19 protein-coding genes are annotated in these 20,015 nt (G+C 62.2%); 12 read left to right on the top strand and 7 right to left on the bottom strand.

Features of this window, described 5'->3' with window-relative positions; translation table 11 throughout:
* Positions 1–21 precede the first annotated feature (21 nt).
* Positions 22–1,971 carry an ATP-dependent zinc metalloprotease FtsH gene (ftsH, locus tag WYH_RS08525; RefSeq protein ID WP_046903501.1) on the bottom strand — a complete coding sequence of 650 codons (1,950 nt, stop codon included), beginning with the start codon at positions 1,969–1,971 and terminating at the stop codon, positions 22–24.
* Between the two features lie 108 nt (positions 1,972–2,079).
* Positions 2,080–3,330, bottom strand: coding sequence for a helix-turn-helix domain-containing protein (locus tag WYH_RS08530; RefSeq protein ID WP_053833469.1), 1,251 nt, complete (start codon positions 3,328–3,330; stop codon positions 2,080–2,082).
* A gap of 181 nt (positions 3,331–3,511) precedes the next feature.
* On the opposite strand from WYH_RS08530, the gene WYH_RS08535 reads away from it, so the two are divergent.
* From WYH_RS08535 to WYH_RS08550, 4 genes are all read left to right on the top strand, one after another.
* Positions 3,512–5,518, top strand: a complete 2,007-nt coding sequence (locus WYH_RS08535; RefSeq protein ID WP_053833470.1) for a TonB-dependent receptor — start codon at positions 3,512–3,514, stop codon at positions 5,516–5,518.
* Between the two features lie 205 nt (positions 5,519–5,723).
* Positions 5,724–5,903, top strand: a complete 180-nt coding sequence (locus WYH_RS08540) for a hypothetical protein (RefSeq protein WP_046903504.1) — start codon at positions 5,724–5,726, stop codon at positions 5,901–5,903.
* Positions 5,904–5,906: 3 nt separating this feature from the next.
* Entirely contained in the window at positions 5,907–6,326 is a 420-nt protein-coding gene (locus tag WYH_RS08545; RefSeq protein WP_046903505.1) for a hypothetical protein, read from the top strand.
* Positions 6,323–6,514: a helix-turn-helix transcriptional regulator gene (locus WYH_RS08550; RefSeq protein WP_046904975.1), complete on the top strand. Its 192-nt coding sequence runs from the start codon at positions 6,323–6,325 to the stop codon at positions 6,512–6,514. Before WYH_RS08545 ends, WYH_RS08550 begins: the two co-directional genes overlap by 4 nt.
* Before the next feature lie 96 nt (positions 6,515–6,610).
* On the opposite strand, the gene WYH_RS08555 is transcribed toward WYH_RS08550, so the two are convergent.
* The 3 genes from WYH_RS08555 to WYH_RS08565 are packed head-to-tail and all read right to left on the bottom strand — an operon-like array spanning position 6,611 to position 9,851.
* On the bottom strand, positions 6,611–7,828 hold the full coding sequence (locus WYH_RS08555) for an NHL repeat-containing protein (protein ID WP_046903506.1): 1,218 nt from the start codon (positions 7,826–7,828) through the stop codon (positions 6,611–6,613).
* Positions 7,829–7,862: 34 nt separating this feature from the next.
* Positions 7,863–8,987, bottom strand: coding sequence for a pyridoxal phosphate-dependent aminotransferase (locus WYH_RS08560; protein WP_046903507.1), 1,125 nt, complete (start codon positions 8,985–8,987; stop codon positions 7,863–7,865).
* 21 nt (positions 8,988–9,008) lie between these two features.
* Positions 9,009–9,851 (bottom strand): sulfite exporter TauE/SafE family protein, encoded by an 843-nt coding sequence (locus WYH_RS08565; RefSeq protein ID WP_046904976.1) that lies wholly within the window; start codon positions 9,849–9,851, stop codon positions 9,009–9,011.
* Positions 9,852–10,166: 315 nt separating this feature from the next.
* Between WYH_RS08565 and WYH_RS08570 the strand changes: the two genes are divergently transcribed.
* Together WYH_RS08570 and WYH_RS08575 are read left to right on the top strand one after the other, a co-directional pair.
* The gene (locus tag WYH_RS08570; protein WP_053833471.1) at positions 10,167–11,354 is read left to right on the top strand and encodes a hypothetical protein; all 1,188 of its coding nucleotides are present in this window, start codon (positions 10,167–10,169) and stop codon (positions 11,352–11,354) included.
* Between the two features lie 169 nt (positions 11,355–11,523).
* On the top strand, positions 11,524–12,327 hold the full coding sequence (locus tag WYH_RS08575) for a class I mannose-6-phosphate isomerase (protein ID WP_046903508.1): 804 nt from the start codon (positions 11,524–11,526) through the stop codon (positions 12,325–12,327).
* Here the strand turns inward: WYH_RS08575 and WYH_RS08580 are convergent, their stop codons facing one another.
* Positions 12,328–13,113, bottom strand: a complete 786-nt coding sequence (locus tag WYH_RS08580) for an enoyl-CoA hydratase-related protein (RefSeq protein ID WP_046903509.1) — start codon at positions 13,111–13,113, stop codon at positions 12,328–12,330.
* Positions 13,114–13,198: 85 nt separating this feature from the next.
* Positions 13,199–14,275, bottom strand: coding sequence for a nucleotidyltransferase family protein (locus WYH_RS08585; protein WP_053833472.1), 1,077 nt, complete (start codon positions 14,273–14,275; stop codon positions 13,199–13,201).
* A gap of 314 nt (positions 14,276–14,589) precedes the next feature.
* Between WYH_RS08585 and WYH_RS16825 the strand changes: the two genes are divergently transcribed.
* From WYH_RS16825 to WYH_RS08610, 6 genes are all read left to right on the top strand, one after another.
* Positions 14,590–14,730 (top strand): lasso RiPP family leader peptide-containing protein, encoded by a 141-nt coding sequence (locus WYH_RS16825; RefSeq protein ID WP_156320101.1) that lies wholly within the window; start codon positions 14,590–14,592, stop codon positions 14,728–14,730.
* 108 nt (positions 14,731–14,838) lie between these two features.
* Positions 14,839–15,126, top strand: a complete 288-nt coding sequence (locus tag WYH_RS08590; protein ID WP_156320102.1) for a PqqD family protein — start codon at positions 14,839–14,841, stop codon at positions 15,124–15,126.
* Positions 15,116–15,535 (top strand): lasso peptide biosynthesis B2 protein, encoded by a 420-nt coding sequence (locus tag WYH_RS08595; RefSeq protein WP_053833473.1) that lies wholly within the window; start codon positions 15,116–15,118, stop codon positions 15,533–15,535. The genes WYH_RS08590 and WYH_RS08595 overlap by 11 nt, the downstream gene beginning before the upstream one ends.
* Entirely contained in the window at positions 15,532–17,304 is a 1,773-nt protein-coding gene (locus WYH_RS08600; RefSeq protein ID WP_046903511.1) for an asparagine synthase-related protein, read from the top strand. The genes WYH_RS08595 and WYH_RS08600 overlap by 4 nt, the downstream gene beginning before the upstream one ends.
* Positions 17,301–18,218 (top strand): phosphoenolpyruvate carboxykinase (ATP), encoded by a 918-nt coding sequence (locus tag WYH_RS08605; RefSeq protein ID WP_046903512.1) that lies wholly within the window; start codon positions 17,301–17,303, stop codon positions 18,216–18,218. Before WYH_RS08600 ends, WYH_RS08605 begins: the two co-directional genes overlap by 4 nt.
* Positions 18,215–20,014 (top strand): ABC transporter ATP-binding protein, encoded by a 1,800-nt coding sequence (locus WYH_RS08610; protein WP_046903513.1) that lies wholly within the window; start codon positions 18,215–18,217, stop codon positions 20,012–20,014. The genes WYH_RS08605 and WYH_RS08610 overlap by 4 nt, the downstream gene beginning before the upstream one ends.
* The last annotated feature ends 1 nt before the right edge of the window (position 20,015 follow it).

Consider the following 20,015-nt stretch of genomic DNA (forward strand, 5'->3'; position numbering starts at 1 on the left):
CCGGATTGGCTGAACCGCGGGTCAGGCGCCTTGCGGTGCCGCCCCGCCCTGCCCGCCAAAGCGCTTGCCCGCCTTGGGGATGGCCGATCCATGAACCGGCTGCACTGCAACCGGGCCGCGCGGTTCGTTCGGGCGGTCAATCTTGCCGTCTTCCAGCAGCTTCTTGATCTCTTCGCCGGTCAGCGTTTCATATTCCAGCATGGCCTGCGCCAGCAGGTGCAGTTCTTCCTTGTTCTCGGTCAGGATCTGGGTCGCCTTGCGGTGGGAGCTTTCCACCAAATCGCGGATTTCAGCGTCGATCATCTTGTTGGTTTCATCGCTCGCCATGGTCCGCTGGGACCCGCCCATGCCAAGATAGCCTTCCTGCGACTGTTCGTATTGCAGCGGGCCGAGCTTGTCGGACATGCCCCATTTGGTGACCATGTTGCGCGCCAGATCGGTGGCATATTGAATGTCGGAAGATGCACCGCTCGACACCTTGTCGTGCCCGAAGATGATCTCTTCCGCCACGCGGCCACCCATGCTGACCGCAAGGTTCGCATGCATCTTGTCGCGGTGGTACGAATAATTGTCGCGTTCCGGCAGGCGCATCACCATGCCCAGCGCACGGCCGCGCGGGATGATGGTGGCCTTGTGGATCGGATCGGAAGCCGGTTCATGCACGGCCACGATCGCATGACCCGCCTCGTGATAGGCGGTCATCTTCTTCTCGTCATCGGTCATGACCATGCTCTTGCGTTCAGAGCCCATCATGACCTTGTCCTTGGCGTCCTCGAACTCCTGCATGGCGACCAGCCGCTTGTTGCGGCGGGCAGCCAGAAGGGCGGCCTCGTTCACCAGATTGGCAAGGTCCGCGCCGGAAAAGCCCGGCGTGCCGCGCGCAATGACACGCGGGTTCACGTCAGGCGCCAGCGGCACCTTCTTCATGTGCACGGCCAGGATCTTCTCACGCCCGTCAATATCGGGCACGGGCACGACCACCTGCCGGTCGAAACGGCCCGGACGCAGCAATGCCGGGTCGAGCACGTCGGGGCGGTTGGTCGCAGCGATGATGATGATGCCTTCATTCGCCTCGAAACCATCCATTTCGACCAGAAGCTGGTTCAGCGTCTGTTCGCGCTCGTCATTGGAATTGCCGAGGCCGTGGCCGCGATGGCGGCCCACCGCGTCGATTTCGTCGATGAAGACGATGCAGGGCGCGTTCTTCTTGGCCTGTTCGAACATGTCGCGCACACGGCTGGCGCCGACGCCGACGAACATTTCCACGAAGTCCGAACCGGAAATGGTGAAGAAGGGAACACGCGCTTCACCCGCAATGGCGCGGGCGAGCAAGGTCTTGCCCGTACCGGGCGAACCGACCAGCAGCGCACCCTTGGGAATCTGACCGCCGAGCTTGGAGAAACGCTGCGGATCCTTCAGGAACTCCACGATCTCCTGCAATTCCTCGCGCGCTTCGTCGATGCCCGCGACATCGTCGAAAGTGACACGGCCCTGCTTTTCGGTCAGCAGCTTGGCCTTGGACTTGCCGAAGCCCATCGCGCCGGATCCGCCGCCCTTCTGCACTTGCCGCAGGGCGAAGAAAGCCACGCCCAGGATCAGCAGGAACGGCAGGGACTGGATCAGGATGAACAGCAACACGCTCTGCTGTTCCGGCGCCTCACCCGAATATTGCACGCCATTCTCTTCCAGAAGGCGCGTCAGATCGGTGTCATTGGCGACGGGAATGGTGGAGAAGGCGGATCCGTTCTTGAGCTGGCCGGTTATCCGTTCCTGCCCGATCTGCACTTCCTGCACGCTGCCTTCGGCAATTTTTTCCCGGAAGTCCGAATAGCGCAGCTGCGTGCCGGCCGCTTCGCGCGGGCTGCTGAACATCGACACGACAAGCAGCAGGGCGATGAAAATACCACCCCACACCATCAGGCTCTTCATCCAGGGATTGCCGCCGTTTTCCGGCTCGCGATTATCGCTCATCCAAAAGTCCTACCTTTCCCTGCTTAATGTAGGGGGGCGAAGGTGAATCGCAAGATAACGCGCACGCTATATAACGCGCCCCTGTTTCGGGCCGGCTCCGGTACGGTTTCAGGGGCGCTGCTGCACGCTTACCAGCCTTTCGGAAAGATCCGCGCCCTGCTGGCCCGTGATCTGGTAGACGGCTTCGAAATCGGCGCCCTTTGCCGCAGGCTCTTCCAGTTCCGGCGCCAGTGCCGGAGCGGCCGCGAGGGGGGCGATGCCGCGCAAGCCGGTATCGCGTGCACCGGCGATGATTGCCACCAATGCCCCGCTTGGCGCACGAAAGCGCGCGACATAGCCATAATCGCGATAATAGACGGGTGAGGCGAGGCGGCGCGCCTCCTCGCTGACATAGTTCTTGCCGGATTCGACGTGGATCAGCTCGTCATAGCTTTCGCCGAGCTGAAAGTTGGAATTCATGAAATTCACATCCTCCAGCAGATGCATCCCGCTGAACAGGCCGATATAGATCACATCGAAATAATTCAGCATGTCCGGCTGCAGTTCCGAAGCCGGCAATATGCTGATCTGCCGGTTTCCCCGGGTCAGGATCGGGATTACGTTCTGCATCCCGTAAGCCGATGAAAAAGGCAGGTAATTCAGCCCGACATCTTCCGCATTGCCGAAATGCTCGGGGTCCGCATCCTGCATCCGGACAAGGTCCGTCGGCGAATTAACCCGGAAGTCCCGGATCAGGCGGCCCTCTTCCGGCCTGACGGGGTCAATCTCGCCATAAATGTAATAATCGCCCAGCACGATCAGGGTCGGCCGCTGCGATTTCAGGAAGGGCTGCCACAGCTCGTTGGCCGGCGGTGCGCTCGATCCTGCGGAGGCGAAACGGCCCAGCATGAAACCGCCCGCCAGCAACAGGACGGCAAGGCCGAGAGCCATCGGCAGATATCGTCTGCCACGGCGCACCGGGACGGTCTCCGGCGTATCTTCATCGCAGGCCCCGGCGGCAATGCTGTCCTGCAGACGCAGGGCGTAGGTTCCTGCGGGCAATACCAGCCGCGGTTTTCCCCTATCACCGCCCTCCCCGGTGTAGAAATCGTCCAGCCGTTTGCGCAGGCGGTGGATATAGACGCGGACCGTTGCATCATCCCCTTCGGTATCGGCCTGGCCGAAAACCCGCTCCGCCATTTCCGCCTGCGATGCAGATTCGGCATCAGGGCCCCGATCGGCCAGGAAATCGAACAATTCCCGCAGGCGGCCGCTCTCGCCCGGAACGGCGGCAAGGCGCAAGCGCTCAACCTCGGCGGCGAAAGCGTCCGCCCCCGCGCCTCGCGCTGCCTGCTTTCCCCATCCGATCCCCAACGGCATCCCGCAAACTCCGATGTAACGTCCGTGTAACGGGCGATTACCGTAATTAACTTTCAATAGCCATGGGGCCTCTGCAGACCTGAATGTGTCAGTTTGAAAATTGAGACGGGACGGGATTTTGAACAAGCGTTTGTGCGGTACGGTTGGCGCAATGGCACTGTTGGCGAGCCATGGAGCGGCGATGGCCAACCCCGCCAGTGAAACAGCCGAAGCGGCCCGGGATGGGCAGAGCGAATCCACAGCGGATGGATTGGCCGAAGACACATTCATCTATGTCTATGGCCGCGGTGAGAAGCGGATCGGCGAAGCCATTGCCGCCAGCGAAGGCGGCGTGGCAGGCGCCGATCTGGAAGTGCGCCCCCTGCTCCGCCCCGGTGAATTGCTGGAAGCGACGCCCGGCCTGATCGCCACCCAGCATTCCGGCGGGGGCAAGGCCAACCAGTATTTCCTGCGCGGTTTCAACCTCGATCACGGGACTGATTTCGCGGCCTATATCGACGACATGCCGATGAATTTCCGGACCCATGGCCACGGCCAGGGCTATCTGGACGTTAACGGGCTGATCCCCGAAACCGTGCGCCGCGTGGATTATCGCAAAGGCCCCTATCGGGCGGATACCGGCGATTTCAGCTTCGTCGGCTCCAGCTTCATAACCACGCAGGACCGGCTCGATCCCTTCGTTCTGGCGGAGGTCGGATCCTATGGATATCGCCGTTATGTCGGCGGCGGCTCCGCCAAAATTGGCGGCGGCGACCTGCTGCTGGTCGGCCAGGCCAAGTTCAATGACGGGCCCTGGCAATTGCCGGAAGATTTCGAAGGCTATTCCGGTTTCGCCAAATATTCGACACGGCTGGGCGATGGCGATCTCAAGCTGTCGCTCAACATCTATGACGCCAGCTGGGCCCCGACCGAACAGATACCCGAACGCGCCGTGGGAACCCTGGTGGAAGACCGATATGGGACGCTGGACCCGACATTGCGCGGCAGCACGAAACGGCAGGTTTTCACGGCCAATTACCTGTCGGATGACTGGAAGATCACTGGCTGGCTGCAGCATTACGACTGGAGCCTGCTGAGCAATTTCACCTTCTTCCTGGAAGACCCGGTCAATGGCGACCAGTTGCGCCAGTATGAGGAGCAATGGTCCTATGGCGGACGGGTGGAGCGCAGTTTCGCGCTGAGCGATCGCATTTCAATCCGCACCGGGGCGGAGGCGCGGGTCGACAATATCGATCCGGTGGGCCTCGACCACACGAAGGAAGGCGAATTTCTCTCCACTGTCGGGGCGTTTAAGGTCGATGAGAGTTCGCTAGGCCTCTATGCCGAAGCGATCTGGGAACCGGTCGACCGGCTGATGGTGATCGGCGGTGTGCGCAATGACTGGTATCGTTTCGAAAGCGAAGCTCTCGCCGGGCCAAGCAGTTGGAGCGGAACGGTCAAGGACGATAGTTTCGCCCCCAAGATCGGGGTGAATTACGAAGTCGTGCCGGGCATCGCGCTCTATGCCAATTATGGCGAAGGCTTCCATTCCAACGATGCGCGCGGCGTCACCAATCCAGACGATCCCGCCCCCGGCCTGGTCGAAGGCGATTTCGAGGAAGTCGGCGCCCGTATCGAACGCGGCGGGCTGATCCTGACGGGCGTCTATTGGTGGAGCTCGATCGAGAGCGAACTGATCTATGTCGGAGATTCCGGCGCCGTGGAACCGAGCGATCCGGGCAAGCGCCATGGCTATGAGCTGACCGCATTCTGGAAACCGAATGACTGGCTGGCCTTCGACGGCGTGTGGACCGGCTCCACCGCCCGCTATTCCGGTCTGCCCGATGGCGAGGATTATATCCCGGGAGCGCTGGAAAGTGCGGGCGAACTGGGCGTTTCGGCGATCTTCCCCGAATTCAACGCCGCGATGCGGGTCCGCTATCTTGGCCCCCACGCCCTGATCGAGGATAATTCGGTGCGAGGTTCGTCCACCACGCTGGTCAATCTCCGCGCTGCCTGGACACCGCAGGATCTCTACGGCTTTCAGATCTATGCGGAATTGCTCAACGCGCTCGATTCCGAAGGCGACGATATCGATTATTTTTACGCCACCCGGCTTCCCGGCGAACCGCCAGAAGGGATCGAGGGGCGCAACAGCCGCATCGTGGAACCGCGCCAGATCCGCGTGGGGCTGAAGAAGACATTCTGACCGGCTACTCCGGCGGCGCGAGGGCGCCGCTTGCCTCCCGCCCGCCCGTGTCCCCGCACGGGCGGGCTTCTTGTTTCTACTTTCGGGAAAGTGGGCGGATTTCACAGGACCTTCGTCAAGGGCACGCGTCATTATGTCAATGACACTTGACCAAATGCTTCGACATGTCTAGTCTCCTTTACATCATAGCAAGGGAGCTTGACTGATGGAGAAAATTCTCAAGGCAATCGGATGGGCGGTGGCCATGCTCACCGTCAGCTGGGCGGGCGATGCAGGCGCCTTGTCGGAAGATATGACGCGCACGCTGATCATACTGATCCCCATATTCGCCGTCCTGTCCATCTCGGGGAACAAGTGCTGCACGCTGCTGCGGAAGGACGCCTGAATCATGGCCATGCCCTCCACCCCGGAATCGCGCCGATATATGCGGCGCCTGTCCATCTCGATGGCGGCCTATATGGTGACGCTGATCGGCGGCGCATATCTGGTCAATAACGAGCTGGTGTCCGGCCCGCTGCTCTGGCTTCTGGCGCTGCTACCGGGCCTTTCGCTGGTCGGCGCCTTTTATGCGGTCGGCATGTTCATCATCGAACAGAAGGATGAATTCCTGCGAATGCTGCTGGTCCGCCAGTCGCTGTTCGCAACCGCATTCGCCCTGTCCGTCGCCAGCATCTGGGGCTTTCTCCAGGAATTCGGCCTCGTGCCGGATGTAGCGCTCTATTACGTGGCCATATTGTGGTTCTTCGGTCTCGGCCTGGGGGCCGGATTCAACAAGCTGACCGTGGGCAGCGCAGGGTGGTGCTGGTGAAGAACCGCCTTCGCGTCCTGCGTGCCGAGCGGGGATGGAGCCAGCAGGCGCTTGCCGACCGGCTCGAAGTATCGCGCCAGAGCGTGAATGCCATCGAGACAGGCAAATATGATCCTTCCCTGCCCCTGGCCTTCCGCATCGCCGATGTCTTCGGCCTGACCATAGAAGAGATCTTCCTGCGCGACTGAGCGCCGATGAAAGTGGCGCTGCCCCAGCAAGGCATCGAACCGGGGAATTGCACCATGCAAGCCCCCGGCGTCAGGCCCGATGCGGTTCTGGCAGCCCTATTCCTCCATCCCGGTGAAGACGAAACGCTGCACGCGCCGCCCGGTGTTCACCTCGGTCGTATAGACATTGCCGTGGCTGTCCACATCGACGCTGTGCAGCCAGATGAACTGCCCCGGATAGCGGCCATTCTTGCCGAAGGATCCGAGTATTTCGTGATTTTCACGCAGCAGGATCCACACCCGGCCGTTCATCATATCGGCGACATAGACATATTTGTTGTCCGGGCTGAAGGCCACGTCGCTCGCCGTGCGGGTGCCGCCCGTTTCCGGCGCGATCACGATATCCTGCAGGAATTCCACCCCATCGGCCGTTTCGCGGAATAATTGCAGCCGGTTGTTTCGCCGGTCGCAAACATAGATCGTGTCCTCCGGCCCGCGGACCACGCAATGCACGATATCGCCGAAGCTGCGGCTGGAAGGATCCGGCCCGCCATCGCCAGTGCTGGTCGCCTGGCTCTGATCGAAGGCGCCTTCCCGCGTGGAGGCATCGGGATCTTCGCCATAGGCGCCCCAGAGATGTTCAAAGGCCAGATCGTCGCTGCCGATCTCGATGATGCGCTTGTTGATATAGCCATCAGCCACCAGCACGCTGTTGCCGTCATGGCTGATATCGGCGGGGTTGCCGAGATATTGCCGGGACATGTTCCCATCGGTGGAGCCGCGCCGCCCGAACTGGCGGATGAATTCGCCATCTGCGGTGAAATTCAGTACGACATGATCGCCATCGCCATTGCCGCCCAGCCAGACGGTTCCGGCATCGTCCACGAACAGGCCGTGGACATTGGCCGGCCATTGTTCGTCACCCGTTTCCACCCGGTCGCGCCCTTCGCCCTCATAGGTCGAACTGCCCGGCGCCAGATCCGGCCCGCCCCAGCCGCGCAGCAGATTGCCCTCCTGGTCGAATTGCAGGACATGTGGCGGGGCGGAACAGCATGCAACCGCGATCGGCGGTTCCGCATCCAGTCCGATATCGGTGAAACCGAGCGAGTTGGGACGGGTGAGAACCCAGATCGTATCGTCATTCGCCACTGACAGGCCGGGCGCCTGCCCCAGGATCATGTCCTCCGGCAGTTTCGGCCATGCCGCATCCGCCTTGAATGTCGGAATCGGCACTTCATGATTGAACCGTTCGCTGCTGATATCGACCAGCGTATCGGCCGCGGCCGGGCTCGCCATCAGCGCGCCGGCTGCGATTGTCAGGGTGATTGATCGCATCGTCCACTCCTTGAGAGAGGAGCGCCCCGGCATATCAGCCCTTCAGCGCCCCAATGACTTCCGGCAAGGCTGCGGCATAGCGTTCAACATCCTCCAGCCTGCCCGTGCTGACCCGCGAATATTGTGTCCACTGGCCATAGGCGCCGCGGATCGAAATCTTCCGGTCTGCCATCGCTTTCTGCACGGCATCCGCATCGGGCACCACCACATAAACGAAATTGGTCTGCGAAGGCAGCGCCGTGAGCCCGGCCCGTTTCACGGCATCGAGGATCATTTCGCGGCCTTCCATCACCATCGCCTTGGATTTTTCGAGGAAAGCCATGTCGTTATAGGAACCGATCGCGCCGGCCAGCCCGCCGACATTGCCGCCAAAGCTCATCAGATAGCCGCGGATCTTTTCCGCATTCGCCTCGCTCGTGATTGCATAGCCAACGCGCATTCCGGCCATGCCGTAGATCTTGGAAAAAGTGCGGCAGATGATCACGTCATGCCCGGCCTTCACCAGATCGATCAGCGTTTCGGATTCGGGGACATTGGTCAGTTCGTTATAGGCTTCATCCACCAGCAGCGTGGCCCTGGGCATGACTTGCGAGGCGAAGCGGCGCAGGGCCGCATTGTCGATCACCATGCCGGTCGGGTTGTTGGGATTGCAGACCTGGACCAGCGAAACGCTGTCATCCAGCCGGGCCAGCATACCGTCCAGATCGATATCCATATCGGCTTTCAGCGGAACGCGAACCGCCCTGGCGCCCTGGCGTTCACCATACTGGACCGTCGTATCCCAGAACAGGCCCGGACACAGGATCGTGCCGTCCTCCCCCCAGGCAAGTGCGATGGCAGAAAGGATTTCGGTCGACCCGCTGCCCAGCACGACCTGGCGGGGGCTGACGCCGTGGCGTTCCGCGATCATGTCCGTCAGATGGGCAAGGCCCCGATCGGCATAATAGCACCCTTTGGTCGCCGCATCGGTGATCGCCTGCACTGCGGAAGGCGCGGGGCCATAGGGGTTTTCGTTCCGGGACAAGAGGGCGACGCCATCCGTCGGGCCGAAATACGTGCCCGTGCCGCCACTGGCCGCCCGGGCCTGCGTTGCCGCGACCGAAGCCACCCCTGCCGCTGCGGCCGTTCCGGCCAGGAAATGCCTGCGATTGAAGTCCATGGCGTATGCCCTCCTTTGCCCTTAGCGATTGGCGATCATCGTCACCCCGACCACGACCAGATAGATCCCGAAAACCGTCCGCAGCAGCGCCGGGCTGAGCTTGTGCGCCGTCGCCACCCCCAATGGTGCGAACAGCACCGAGGTGACGATCACGGCCGCCGCCGCGGGAATGTTCACATAACCGATCGACCCCCAGGGCAGCCCCGGCTCCCCCAGCCCGATAATGGCAAAGCCGATCGCGCCGGGGATCGCGATGATCGCGCCCATGCCCGATGCAGTGCCGATGGCCCGGTGGATCGGCGTGCCGCACAATGTCATCACCATCGTTGCAATCGTGCCGCCACCGATTCCCAGAAGGGCCGACAGCAGGCCCAGCCCGCCGGCAAGCCCGATCCGCGCCGCCCCGCCAGGCATGTTTTGCGCCACCACCCGATCACGCATGGAAGGCGTGAGAAAATGCAGGGCAAACAGCAGCACGCCGACGCCGAAGATCGTTGCCAGCGTCGTCCCCGAAACCAGATCGGCCACGAAGGCGCCAAAAATCGTGCCGATGGCGACCCACGGCGCCCAGCCTTTCAGCACGCCGAAATCCACCGAAGAGCGGGCGGCATGGCTGCGCACGGCGCGTATCGAAGTGAATATGATGGTCGCGAGAGAAGTCCCCACCGCGACATGAGTCATCTGTTCTGCCCCGGTGCCGAGCAGCGGGAGTATCAGGATCAGCGCCGGAACGACGACGAAGCCGCCCCCAATCCCGAACAGGCCGCCCGCAAAACCTGCCGCGGCCCCCGCCGCGAGCAGCGCGGCGAGCAAGGGTAAGTACGAAACCGTTTCTGTCACGACCGGGATCTTAACCCCTGCCATCCATAGGTCGAGCAGCATTTGCCGCGATGCAGCAAATTGGGGGATTTCAGCATAGTCGCCCTGCACCCAGCCCATCTTTCGCAACAATTTATCGCATTTTTCGGATCCAATGACGGGAAACAACATACTCCCCGGTATCGGAGAGCACATGAAGAACGATGATCGGGTCATTTTGACGGATTTCAGACATGGAAATATCCCCGCGCGCGGGGATTGGGGCACTGCTATGGGATGTGCCGTACCGGGTCCGGCAAGACGCGCTTTCGACCGGCGCTGTTCCGGATATCTTAGGGCCGGATATCTCAGGGAAAACCGATGAGCGCCCTGGGTGCAATCGCGCGCAGGGGCGCAAGCCATCCGGGCGGCGCGATCCAGGCGGCTATCTCCATTACGCAGTCAGTCCGGCATCCCATGCTGGCCGCTGCGCCGGACCTGTCGCGTGTTTTCGACATGTGCGACGGAATTGGCATGTTGCGCCGTGTCGATGGCGTGGGGCCGCATCGCGCGGCAGCCTATTGGCTTGATGACAATGCCCGCGCACTGATGCTGATGAACGTCGCCACCGGGCTGAATGCACCGGATCGGGCACAATGGGCCATCACCTTCGCGGCCTTCCTTCAGCAATGCTGGAGCGAGGAAAAAGGCGCCTTCATCCCCTTCCTGGGTTGTGACCGGAATTGGCGGGACGATGAAGAAGCCGAGGATTCCAGCGGCCGCGCATTATGGGCGCTGGGCCATACCATCGAATGCGCGCCCTGCCCGGAACTGCGCCGCTGGGCGCTGGATTGGTACGAAAAGGTCCTGCCTTGCTGCACGGGCTTCCATTCCCCGCGCGCTTCCGCCTTCGTCATGCTCGGCGCTGCGGCGCGCCTGCGGGCAGGGCCGGACCACGCCCTTTCCCGTACCGTTCTGCAAGACGGGGCGGACTTCCTGCATCGCCTGCTGGGCGGATCGCGCCGCCCCGACTGGGCATGGTTCGAAGCTGTGCTGGGATATGACAATCCGCGTCTGTCGCAGGCCCTGATCGAAGCCGGGCTGGTCCTGGAATGCAGAAGCGATATCGAAGCGGGTATCGAAACGCTGGAATGGGCAGCAACGCAGCAGATTTCCGCCAATGGCCATTTTCAGCCCGTCGCAACGGATGCGATCAACGGATCGCGTGATCGCTTGCCCTTCGATCAGCAGCCCCTGGACGCGCAAGCGGCGATCGATGCGGCGCGTGCGGCCTATTCCGCCACCGGAAATATTCGCTGGCTGGATCATGCGCAGGCGGCCTGGGCCTGGTTCTTCGGCGTGAATGACAGCGGCAGGATTCCCGCGGATATTGGCAGCAGCCACTGCTTCAGGGGCATTAATGCGCATTCCAGCCCGGAAACGACAATCGCCTTTCACCTTGCATATTATTCCATGTCTGGCCTGGCCCAGACGCAGCAGGAAGCCCTGCAACATGTGGCGGGAGGCGAAGCTGCGACAGGTTTTGAAGAACGGCGCTCCCGGTCCTGATGCATGATGGGCAAGCCATGAGAAGCCGGTGTTAACCTCTATATGCGCAATCTTGCGGCTTGGGCCCGCGACACTAGCATACTATCTCCGCCTCGATCGGTCGGCCTTGATAAATTGACAACATGAAGATCGACTTTGCCTGATCTGAAACGCTGACCGGAAGTGTTCCATGCTGCTGCCCACCAGAACTGTCGAGAAGCCGTGGGGCCGGGACCGTCTGCCCGCCCCGTTCGAGACACCGCAAGACAAGCGCATTGGCGAAATCTGGTTCGAACCGCCGGCACAAATACCGCAATTGCTGGTCAAATATATCTTCACCAGCGACAAACTGTCGGTCCAGGTCCACCCCTCAGACGAACAGACGCTGGCGGAAGGCATCGGCCGGCAGGGCAAGGAAGAATGCTGGCTGGTCGTGGATGCGGAACCCGGCGCCATGCTGGGCATCGGATTTTCCGCCAGCGTGGACCCGGCCGCGATGCGCAAGGCCGCGCTGGATGGCTCCATCGAAGACATGCTCGCCTGGCACGAAGTCCGAAGAGGCGATTTCTTCTACATCCCGGCCAACACCGTCCATGCCATCGGCGGCGGGGTGAGCATTATCGAAATCCAGCAGAATTCCGACATTACCTATCGCCTCTATGATTACGGCCGTCCGCGCGAATTGCATCTCGACCGGGCAATCGCCGTGGCGAGCGGGGAGGCATATGATCCCGCCCTGCATCGGCGGCTGCCCGAAGGCGGAAATGCCAGCCTCGTCACAGGCCCGCATTTCCGGCTCGACCGGATCGTGGGCGCGCCTCCGCAGGATTGGGCAGAAACCTGTTCCGGGCCATTGCTGGCGATCCCGCTGGCTGGCCACATGATTGTGGATGGGGAAATGGCTGCTCCGGGTGAATGCGCCTTCGCAAGTTCCATCGCAGAGGTAGGCTTCACGCCCGAAGGCAGCTGCCTGATCGCCCGGCCGCTGGGATAATCAGCGCCCTTTCCATTCCGGCGCGCGCTTTTCGATGAAGGCAGACATGCCTTCCGCCTTGTCTTCCGTCCCTGCCAGAAAGTGGAATTCACGCCGTTCCAGCAGGATGCCCTGATCCAGCGTCGTCTCGAAAGCGGCGTTGACCAGTTCCTTCGCGGCGAGCGTGGCCAGCGGTGGCATTGCGGCGATCTTCGCCGCGACTTTCAGCGCTTCATCGAGCAGGTCTGCTGCCGGCACCACTCGCGCCACCAGCCCGGCCCGCTCTGCCTCTTCGGCATCCATCATCCTGCCGGTCAGGATCAGTTCCATCGCCTTCGCCTTGCCCACGGCCCGCGTCAGGCGCTGGGTTCCCCCCATGCCGGGCACCACGCCAAGAGTGATTTCCGGCTGGCCGAATTTCGCATTGTCCGCGGCCAGGACGAAATCCGCCATCATCGCCAGTTCGCAGCCGCCCCCCAGCGCAAAACCGTTGACCGCCGCGATCCATGGTTTGCGCGTCGCCTTCACGAAATGGCTGGTCCAGCGCGAGAACATGTCCTCCGCATAGAAATCCGCCATCGGCTTTTCGGCCATTTCCTTGATATCGGCCCCGGCTGCAAAAGCCTTCTCGCCCGATCCGGTAACCACGGCACAACGCTGCGTATCGTCGGCTTCGAAAGCAGCAAATGCGGCGATCAGATCTTCCAGCACCTTGCTGCTGAGCGCGTTCAACGCCTTCGGCCGGTTCAGCGTAACAAGGGTGACGGCACCGCGCCGTTCGGCGGTGATGGTCTCATATTCGGCCATGGGGCTTTCTCCGGCTCGGCGATGGGTATTTGGCCCGGAACATAGTTTACTGCCGGCACCACGTCATCCGGGCGATCGAAAAACCCTACAGCCCCTCCTGCCGGCGGACGATTTCGCTCATCGCGAGGCGGCCAGTGCTGGTGGCGAAACTCAGGCTCCTGTCCGGCCCGCCCCCGTCAGTCCAGCGCCACATATGCCGCAAACGGTGGAACTTTCCGCGCCCGCCCAGCCCCATGGCGGATAAAAGCAAATCATCCTCCTCCCGGTAGATCCGCGCATCTTCGGGAACCGGGCAATCCGGCAGGGAAAACAGGGCGCAGGCGCTGGCAACCGCCATGTCGAACAGGCGCAACATGCCAGACTGGCTGGCAATCCTGCGGAATTCCCCTGCCTGCCCAGCGGAGGCGCGGGTCATGACCTGCGCGATTTCATGCGCATAGACAGCCCATGGCTCCGAAGCGAAAACGGCTTTCCCGAAACCGACCGCGGCGATCAGCAAGGCATGGCCGGGTGCCGGGACCCGCACCGCCCGGCCTCCGACGACCAGTTCACGGCTTTCGGCGAAGAAGCTTTCCAGCCCATCGGGCGAAGGTCCGCCCGGTTGCTGGACGCCGTGATGCAGATCGACCAGGAACGTCATGCCGGCGGGCGGCCTGAACGGCGATTCCTTCAGATAATCATGCCACCACCTGCTATCCGGGCTGACCAGCGGCAGATAGCCTGCATCCTGCAATGCCTCTGCCGCTTTCCGATAGAGCGCGCGGGGCACGAGAACATCGATATCGCTCGAACCGCGCAGGCCCCAATCGCCATATATCTCGTAAGCGCGCAATGGCCCCTTGAGGACGAGCATGGGCACGTCCGCCGCCGCGAGCGTGGCGCGCAGCTTTTCGGTTTCGAGGAAATTGGCGAAGTTGCGCTTCACCAACTCCTCATTGATCGCAGCCAGCTTGGTGGCGATTTCAGCCGGGGGTTCGTTCCCGGACTTTGACAGGCCCCGCAACAGCAGGCCGATTGTTTTCGTGGCTCGGGCCAGTTCCAGAATTTGCGGCCAGTCCCGCGCGGGGCCGGTGGCAAGCCCGTCCGGCGGCTGGAACCATCCTGCCAGCGCCAGACGCAGCGCATGCGCTGCGTGCAGATTGTCGGAGCGCCTGGCCTTCATGCGACGATTACCGTCTTCCCGTTTCCATTATCGCCCGATTCGGATTCAGGCGATTCCGCCGGTTTCCTACACTCACAGGGGCTTAATTTGGTGCACATTTCCCCGCGCGGCCGCCCCAAATCGGGACAGCGGCATGCCACCACATGCGGAAACCGTAAAGACAGGGCAGGAATCGGGATGGTATTGTGCGATGCGACAGAAAAATGGTTGCCAAGCCATTTACCACGTGAGAAAATGCAATTTACAAAGATAGGCTGCGTGCAGCCGAAGGTGACGCAGGTCGCAACACTCGAAGTGACATTTGGAGATTTCCAATGACCAAGATTCGCTATGAACGCCCGACCATGGAACAGCTGGGTTCGTTCGAAACCCTGACCCAGGGCGGTTCCCAGAGCGGCTCGCTCGACTCGCAGTATCCGATCGGTACGCCCAGCGAAGTAGGCGTGTTCTCCTAAGAACAGCCGCATTACGGTTTTGATGAGCGGCTACGAAAGTGGCCGCTCATTCTATTTTAGGCTTTCCCCTATTCATTATGCATCTGTCTTGATGAGCGAGGGGCGAAAGTGAGCGAACAGCAAATGGCCGAAGGCCTGAGCCTGCGAGAGGACGTGGTCGCCTGTGACCTTCAGGGCGGCAAGGCACTGCTCGACCTGCGAACCAGCAAATATATCAAGCTGAATGAAACGGCGGCTCTCATCTGGCAGTGGATCGGGGAACACAAGACCCGGGACGAAATGCTCGCCGCCATGGTCGAGACATATGATGTCGACGAAGCCGAGTGCCGGGCCGATATCGAATCGCTGATCGGCTCCATGAAAGAGGCCGGGCTCATTGAAGAAAGTGCTGCATAAGGCGCGCTGGAAAGCCCGGCTGATCCGCCGGCACTTCTCAGTTCTTTCGCTCTCGCTGATCGCCCTGATCGTGATCCGGGTGGTTCTTGCCACATCCTCCTATCGCACAGCGCTGCGCCTGATCGAAAAGGCGCCGCCGCGCCGCCTGCCCGATATTCCCGTCATCGTGATCGTCTGGGCGGTCCGCCACACCGCGCGGCTGGTGCCGCGGGCGAGCTGCCTGACCCAGGCCCTGGCGGTCCGCTATCTGCTTTCCCGGATCGGGGAGAGCTGCGTGATACGCGTGGGCATGGCGGAAGGCGGTAAACGCCCGCTGGATGCCCATGCCTGGGTAATTCACGAAGGCCGCGTCCTGATCGGCGGGGAGACGGAGGAAATCTCCCGCTTCACGCCGCTGGTCGATCTATGATCCTCCACACGGAAAGGCGCGATGGTTTCACCTGGGAATGGGAAGCGGGGCCGCGCAGCGGGGCCGGACAGGGCGCAGCCATACCCTTCATCGCGCCGGGCCTGCGGCTGGATAATCGCGCGGAACTGGCCAGCGCGCTCGGCCTGCCGCCAAAAAGCGACGATGAAACAGTGCTGCTGGCCGCATGGGCGCGTTGGGGCGAAGGGATGGCGGACCGGCTGCGTGGGCCCTTTGCCTTTGCCATTGCCGATTTCGCAGGGAACCGGGCCTATCTCGCGCGCGATGTTTTCGGCCTGTGCCCGCTCTATTACCATCTCGACCGGAATGGACTGGTTGTTGCCGGCAGTTCGCGGCTTGCGCGGGCAATTCTCGGAAAAGACCTGCCCCGGGACCACCTCAATCTCGCCGATTTCGTGCAGGGCCAGGCCATGGACAAGACCGGCACGATCCATCTTGGCATTCGGCGCCTGCCCCCAGCCCATTACCTGATTGCCGGGCCGCAGGAGGATCTTTGCCGCCGCTACTGGTCCTTTGCGCAGGCTCCGCGTCAGCAATCCGGCAGCGACGCAGCCGAACATTTTCGCGCCCTGTTCGATATTTCGGTCGAGCGCGCGCATTGCGGTGCAAAGCCGTGCCTGCCGCTCAGCGGCGGGCTGGATTCCTCCTCAATTGCCGGGTCACTGGCGGCAAATCATGTCAGCCTGTCCGCCATCCCCACGCTGACCCTGACCTATCGCGAAACCGCGAACTGGAACGACGCCCCCTATCTGGCGGAACTCGATCATCGTTTCGGCCTCATGCGGCGGGAAATTGCCGCCGACCGGCACGATCCGCTAGCCGATATGAAAGATTGGCTGCGCGTCCTTGATGGCCCTTATGTTTCATATGGCCATTCCGTCTCTTCGCAATTGCTCCCGCTCAGCCGCGAACTGGGCTGCGATACGGTGCTGTCCGGCCATGGCGGGGACGAAGTCGTTTCCTATGGCATCGGCCGCCTGAATGAACTGGCCCGGCGCGGAGACTGGGCAACCTTGTGGCGCAATCTGGATGGATCGGCCGGCCTGTTCGGCCAGTCGCGCATCCGCCTGTTTCGCAAATATCTGACGCACAAGCCCTTCTTCCGCCGCGTGGAAAGAAGGCTGCAAAGGGGCGCCGCGCAGGCCGAAACCCGGCAAAGCCTGTCGGACGATCTGGCCGATCTGGCGGGCAGCGATCGCTACCATGTGACGCTGGCATCCACGCGCAGCGATCATGATGACCGCATGTTGCAGGAAGAAGCGCTGGATCATCCGATCCAGGCCCTGTCGCTGGAAACGATCGCCGCCTGCAGCCACGCCTCCGGCGTGGTGACGCGAATGCCTTTCTATGATCGCGAGCTGGTGGAATGCTCCCTCTCGCTGCCGTCGGAGTGGAAATTGCGCCACGGCCTCTCGCGCTGGATCATGCGCCGGGCGATGGATGGGCGCTTGCCGCCGGGCATCCTGGCGCGGCGGAGCAAGTTCGATTTCGCCCAGGCGTTCCGCGCGGGCCTGCTGGACCAGCGGGAGAAGATACTCGATCTTGCCGATCCGGCCCGGCTCGGCCCCTTCGTCCATGCGGGACGGCTTAAGGAATTGCGGAATCGCCTTTCCCGAAACGACACAAACATCGAAATGGACGATGCATACTTCCTGTGGCGGGCTAGTATCCTCGCAATGTGGATCGACATCGCGGGACAGCGGCTGGAAAGGCCCAGGCTGTTGCCGCTGAAGGAAATCATTCGGCAATGACACGTTATCGCGCCTTCGGCTTGCTGATCGAAAGCGATGTCCGCCTGGACGAACTGACGGCGGCGGAAGACGCATCCGGCGCCCCGGACCTGCGGATCGTGCGCACGGATATTGGCCGCGCGATGCCTGCACCCGATGCCAGCCCGGTCTTCGATTATGAAAATGACAGCGGCACGGTGATGATCTGGCCCGCAGTCGCGGGATTCCGCTTTCGCGGCCCGGACCTGATTGAAATCCAGCCAGCCATCGGTGCGCAGGAAGAATATCTCGCCTTCCCGCTGCTGGGGCCGGTCATGGCATGGTTCCTCCATTGCCGTGCGATGATGGTGCTCCATGCCAGCGCCGTGCGCTGGCGGGGCAGGAGCTTTGCCTTCATGGGCGACAAGATGGCCGGCAAATCGACAACCGCCGCCGCCTTCCTGCGCGATGGCGCGCGAATACTGACCGACGATCTGCTTGCCTTCGACATGGGCGATCTGGCCGCGCCGCTGATCCAGCCGGCCTTCGCCCAGCTCAAACTGAGCGATGAGGCCGCCGAAATGGTTGCTGTCCCCGGCGCCGAAGCGCTGCCGCTGGTGATGGCCGGTTTTCCCAAGCGGCAGCACCGGCTCGACAGTCTCGAACAGGCGCCTTCGCGCTGCGACGCCCTGTTCGTCCTCCAGCGAGGCGGCGAACAGCCCGAACTCGAATGGCTTGAACCGCAGGATGGTTTCGCCGCGCTGATGCGGTTCAGCTACAATACGCGTTTTGCCAATGCGCCGGTCGAAATGCAGCAAAGGGGGCGGCATTTCACCCATTGCGTGGCGCTGGCCAATTCGTCGCGCGTCGGCCAGCTGACCGTGCCCGCCGATCTGAAGCGCCTGGACGAAACCGTTCGCCTGCTGGGCGAAGCGTTTGGCGCCGAGGCACCGTGAACGGAGCGCTGGCCCGGGATCTTGTGCGGCTGCTGTGGCGGATTACCGGCGGCAAGGTCAGCTGGTCGATCATCCTGTCGCTGCTGACCAGCCTGACCGAAGGCCTGTCATTATTGCTGCTGATCCCGCTGGCCGCAACGGCGAGCCCGGAAAGCGCCGAGCGCGTACGCGAGATTCCGCTGCTTGGAGACTGGATCGCGCGAACCGATCCCGGCCTGCCTCCGCTGCTGCTGGCCTTCGTCTTGCTGATCAGCCTGCAGGCCGTGCTCAGCCGATACCGGACGCTCTATGCCCTGCGCCTGATGCAGCACGCGGCGGACCGGATGAAGCTTTCCCTGTTCGAAGCGATTTCCGCCGCACGCTGGGATGCAATCGCGGCACGCCGCCTCACGGATATCAATCAGGAACTGAATACCGGCATCCCGCGCGTGGTGACGGCCGCCAATTGCCTGATGACGCTGGCGCAGGCGCTGATCATGCTGGCGATCTACATGGTCATAGCAACGGCAGTATCCTGGCAGATGGCACTATTCGCCGCTGTCACCGGGGCCGCATTATTCGCCCTGCTGTTCCCGATCCGCCGCCGGGCCACGGAATATGGTCGCGAACTGACCAGGCTGCATCAGGAACAGAACCATACGGTGCTGGAATTCATATCCGGCATCCGCCTGGCCAAATCATTCGTGGCGGAAGATCGCCATGTCGCATCCTTTGGCGATCACCTGCGCGGTATCAGGCAGAATGTCCTGCGATACGCCTCCATCGCCGGATATGGGACGCTGTTCTTCCAGATCGGCAGCGCGGTGGCCGCCGCGATCTTCGTCTGGCTGGCGATCAGCGTCTTTGCGCTGGATATCGGGCAGATAGCGGTCCTGCTGGTGATCTTCATTCGTATCGCACCCCGGTTCAACACGTTGCAGGAGATGGGGCAGCTATTCCTGTCCAACGCGCCAGCTTATCAATCCTATCGCGCCACGGTGGATTTCTTCGCCAGCCAGCGGGAAGAAAGCACGGGCAGTGCCGAACCCGCCCCGCGGCTGGAACATGCGCTGGAAGTGGCCGATATCTCCATGCGCTTCCAGGGAACGCAATCCGCCGCACTGGATCATGTCAGCGCCACCATTCGGGCCGGAAGGATCACGGCGCTGTTCGGCCCTTCGGGCAGCGGGAAAAGCACGCTGGCGGATGTGATTTCGGGCCTGACCTCTCCCGGCGGCGGGATGCTGCGGGTTGACGGCGTGCCGATTGCCCAGGGAAATCGGCGGGCCTGGCGCGGTACGATCGGCATCGTCCCGCAGGACGCCTTTCTCTTCAACGCATCGCTCGCGGAAAATCTGAAGGTCGGCAAAAGCGATGCCGATGAGGAGGAGATGTGGCGCGCGCTCGACCGGGCACAGATCGGGGATCTGATCCGTGCCTTGCCGGACGGGCTCGCCACCCCGGTCGGCGATCGCGGCACGCGTTTCTCCGGCGGGGAGAGACAGCGTATCGCCCTGGCCCGTGCATTGATGCGCCAGCCGCAAATGCTGATCCTGGATGAAGCGACCAGCGCGCTCGACTGGGAAAACCAACAGAAGGTCGCCAGCGCAATCTCCGATCTGCGGGGGGAACTGACGGTGCTGCTGGTGGCGCATCAGCCATCCATCATGCGGATCGCGGATGACGTGATCGCGATGGAAGGCGGCCGGGTGGTTCAGGCCGGACCCTATGCCGATCTTTTGCAGGAAAAAGGCGGAGCGCTGGAACGCATGATGCGCAGCGATGGCCCGCAAATGCGGCCAGGCGGCACCGGCTGAT

This window comes from Croceibacterium atlanticum, from assembly GCF_001008165.2.
GTDB lineage: Bacteria > Pseudomonadota > Alphaproteobacteria > Sphingomonadales > Sphingomonadaceae > Croceibacterium_C > Croceibacterium_C atlanticum.

Excerpts from the sequence above, each read along its gene's own strand:
- ftsH (WP_046903501.1), bottom strand. The coding sequence starts at position 1,971 with ATGAGCGATAATCGCGAGCCGGAAAACGGCGGCAATCCCTGGATGAAG.
- WYH_RS08530 (WP_053833469.1), bottom strand. The coding sequence starts at position 3,330 with ATGCCGTTGGGGATCGGATGGGGAAAGCAGGCAGCGCGAGGCGCGGGG.
- WYH_RS08535 (WP_053833470.1), top strand. The coding sequence starts at position 3,512 with ATGGCCAACCCCGCCAGTGAAACAGCCGAAGCGGCCCGGGATGGGCAG.
- WYH_RS08540 (WP_046903504.1), top strand. The coding sequence starts at position 5,724 with ATGGAGAAAATTCTCAAGGCAATCGGATGGGCGGTGGCCATGCTCACC.
- WYH_RS08545 (WP_046903505.1), top strand. The coding sequence starts at position 5,907 with ATGGCCATGCCCTCCACCCCGGAATCGCGCCGATATATGCGGCGCCTG.
- WYH_RS08555 (WP_046903506.1), bottom strand. The coding sequence starts at position 7,828 with ATGCGATCAATCACCCTGACAATCGCAGCCGGCGCGCTGATGGCGAGC.
- WYH_RS08560 (WP_046903507.1), bottom strand. The coding sequence starts at position 8,987 with ATGGACTTCAATCGCAGGCATTTCCTGGCCGGAACGGCCGCAGCGGCA.
- WYH_RS08565 (WP_046904976.1), bottom strand. The coding sequence starts at position 9,851 with ATGGCAGGGGTTAAGATCCCGGTCGTGACAGAAACGGTTTCGTACTTA.
- WYH_RS08570 (WP_053833471.1), top strand. The coding sequence starts at position 10,167 with ATGAGCGCCCTGGGTGCAATCGCGCGCAGGGGCGCAAGCCATCCGGGC.
- WYH_RS08575 (WP_046903508.1), top strand. The coding sequence starts at position 11,524 with ATGCTGCTGCCCACCAGAACTGTCGAGAAGCCGTGGGGCCGGGACCGT.
- WYH_RS08580 (WP_046903509.1), bottom strand. The coding sequence starts at position 13,113 with ATGGCCGAATATGAGACCATCACCGCCGAACGGCGCGGTGCCGTCACC.
- WYH_RS08585 (WP_053833472.1), bottom strand. The coding sequence starts at position 14,275 with ATGAAGGCCAGGCGCTCCGACAATCTGCACGCAGCGCATGCGCTGCGT.
- WYH_RS16825 (WP_156320101.1), top strand. The coding sequence starts at position 14,590 with ATGACCAAGATTCGCTATGAACGCCCGACCATGGAACAGCTGGGTTCG.
- WYH_RS08600 (WP_046903511.1), top strand. The coding sequence starts at position 15,532 with ATGATCCTCCACACGGAAAGGCGCGATGGTTTCACCTGGGAATGGGAA.
- WYH_RS08605 (WP_046903512.1), top strand. The coding sequence starts at position 17,301 with ATGACACGTTATCGCGCCTTCGGCTTGCTGATCGAAAGCGATGTCCGC.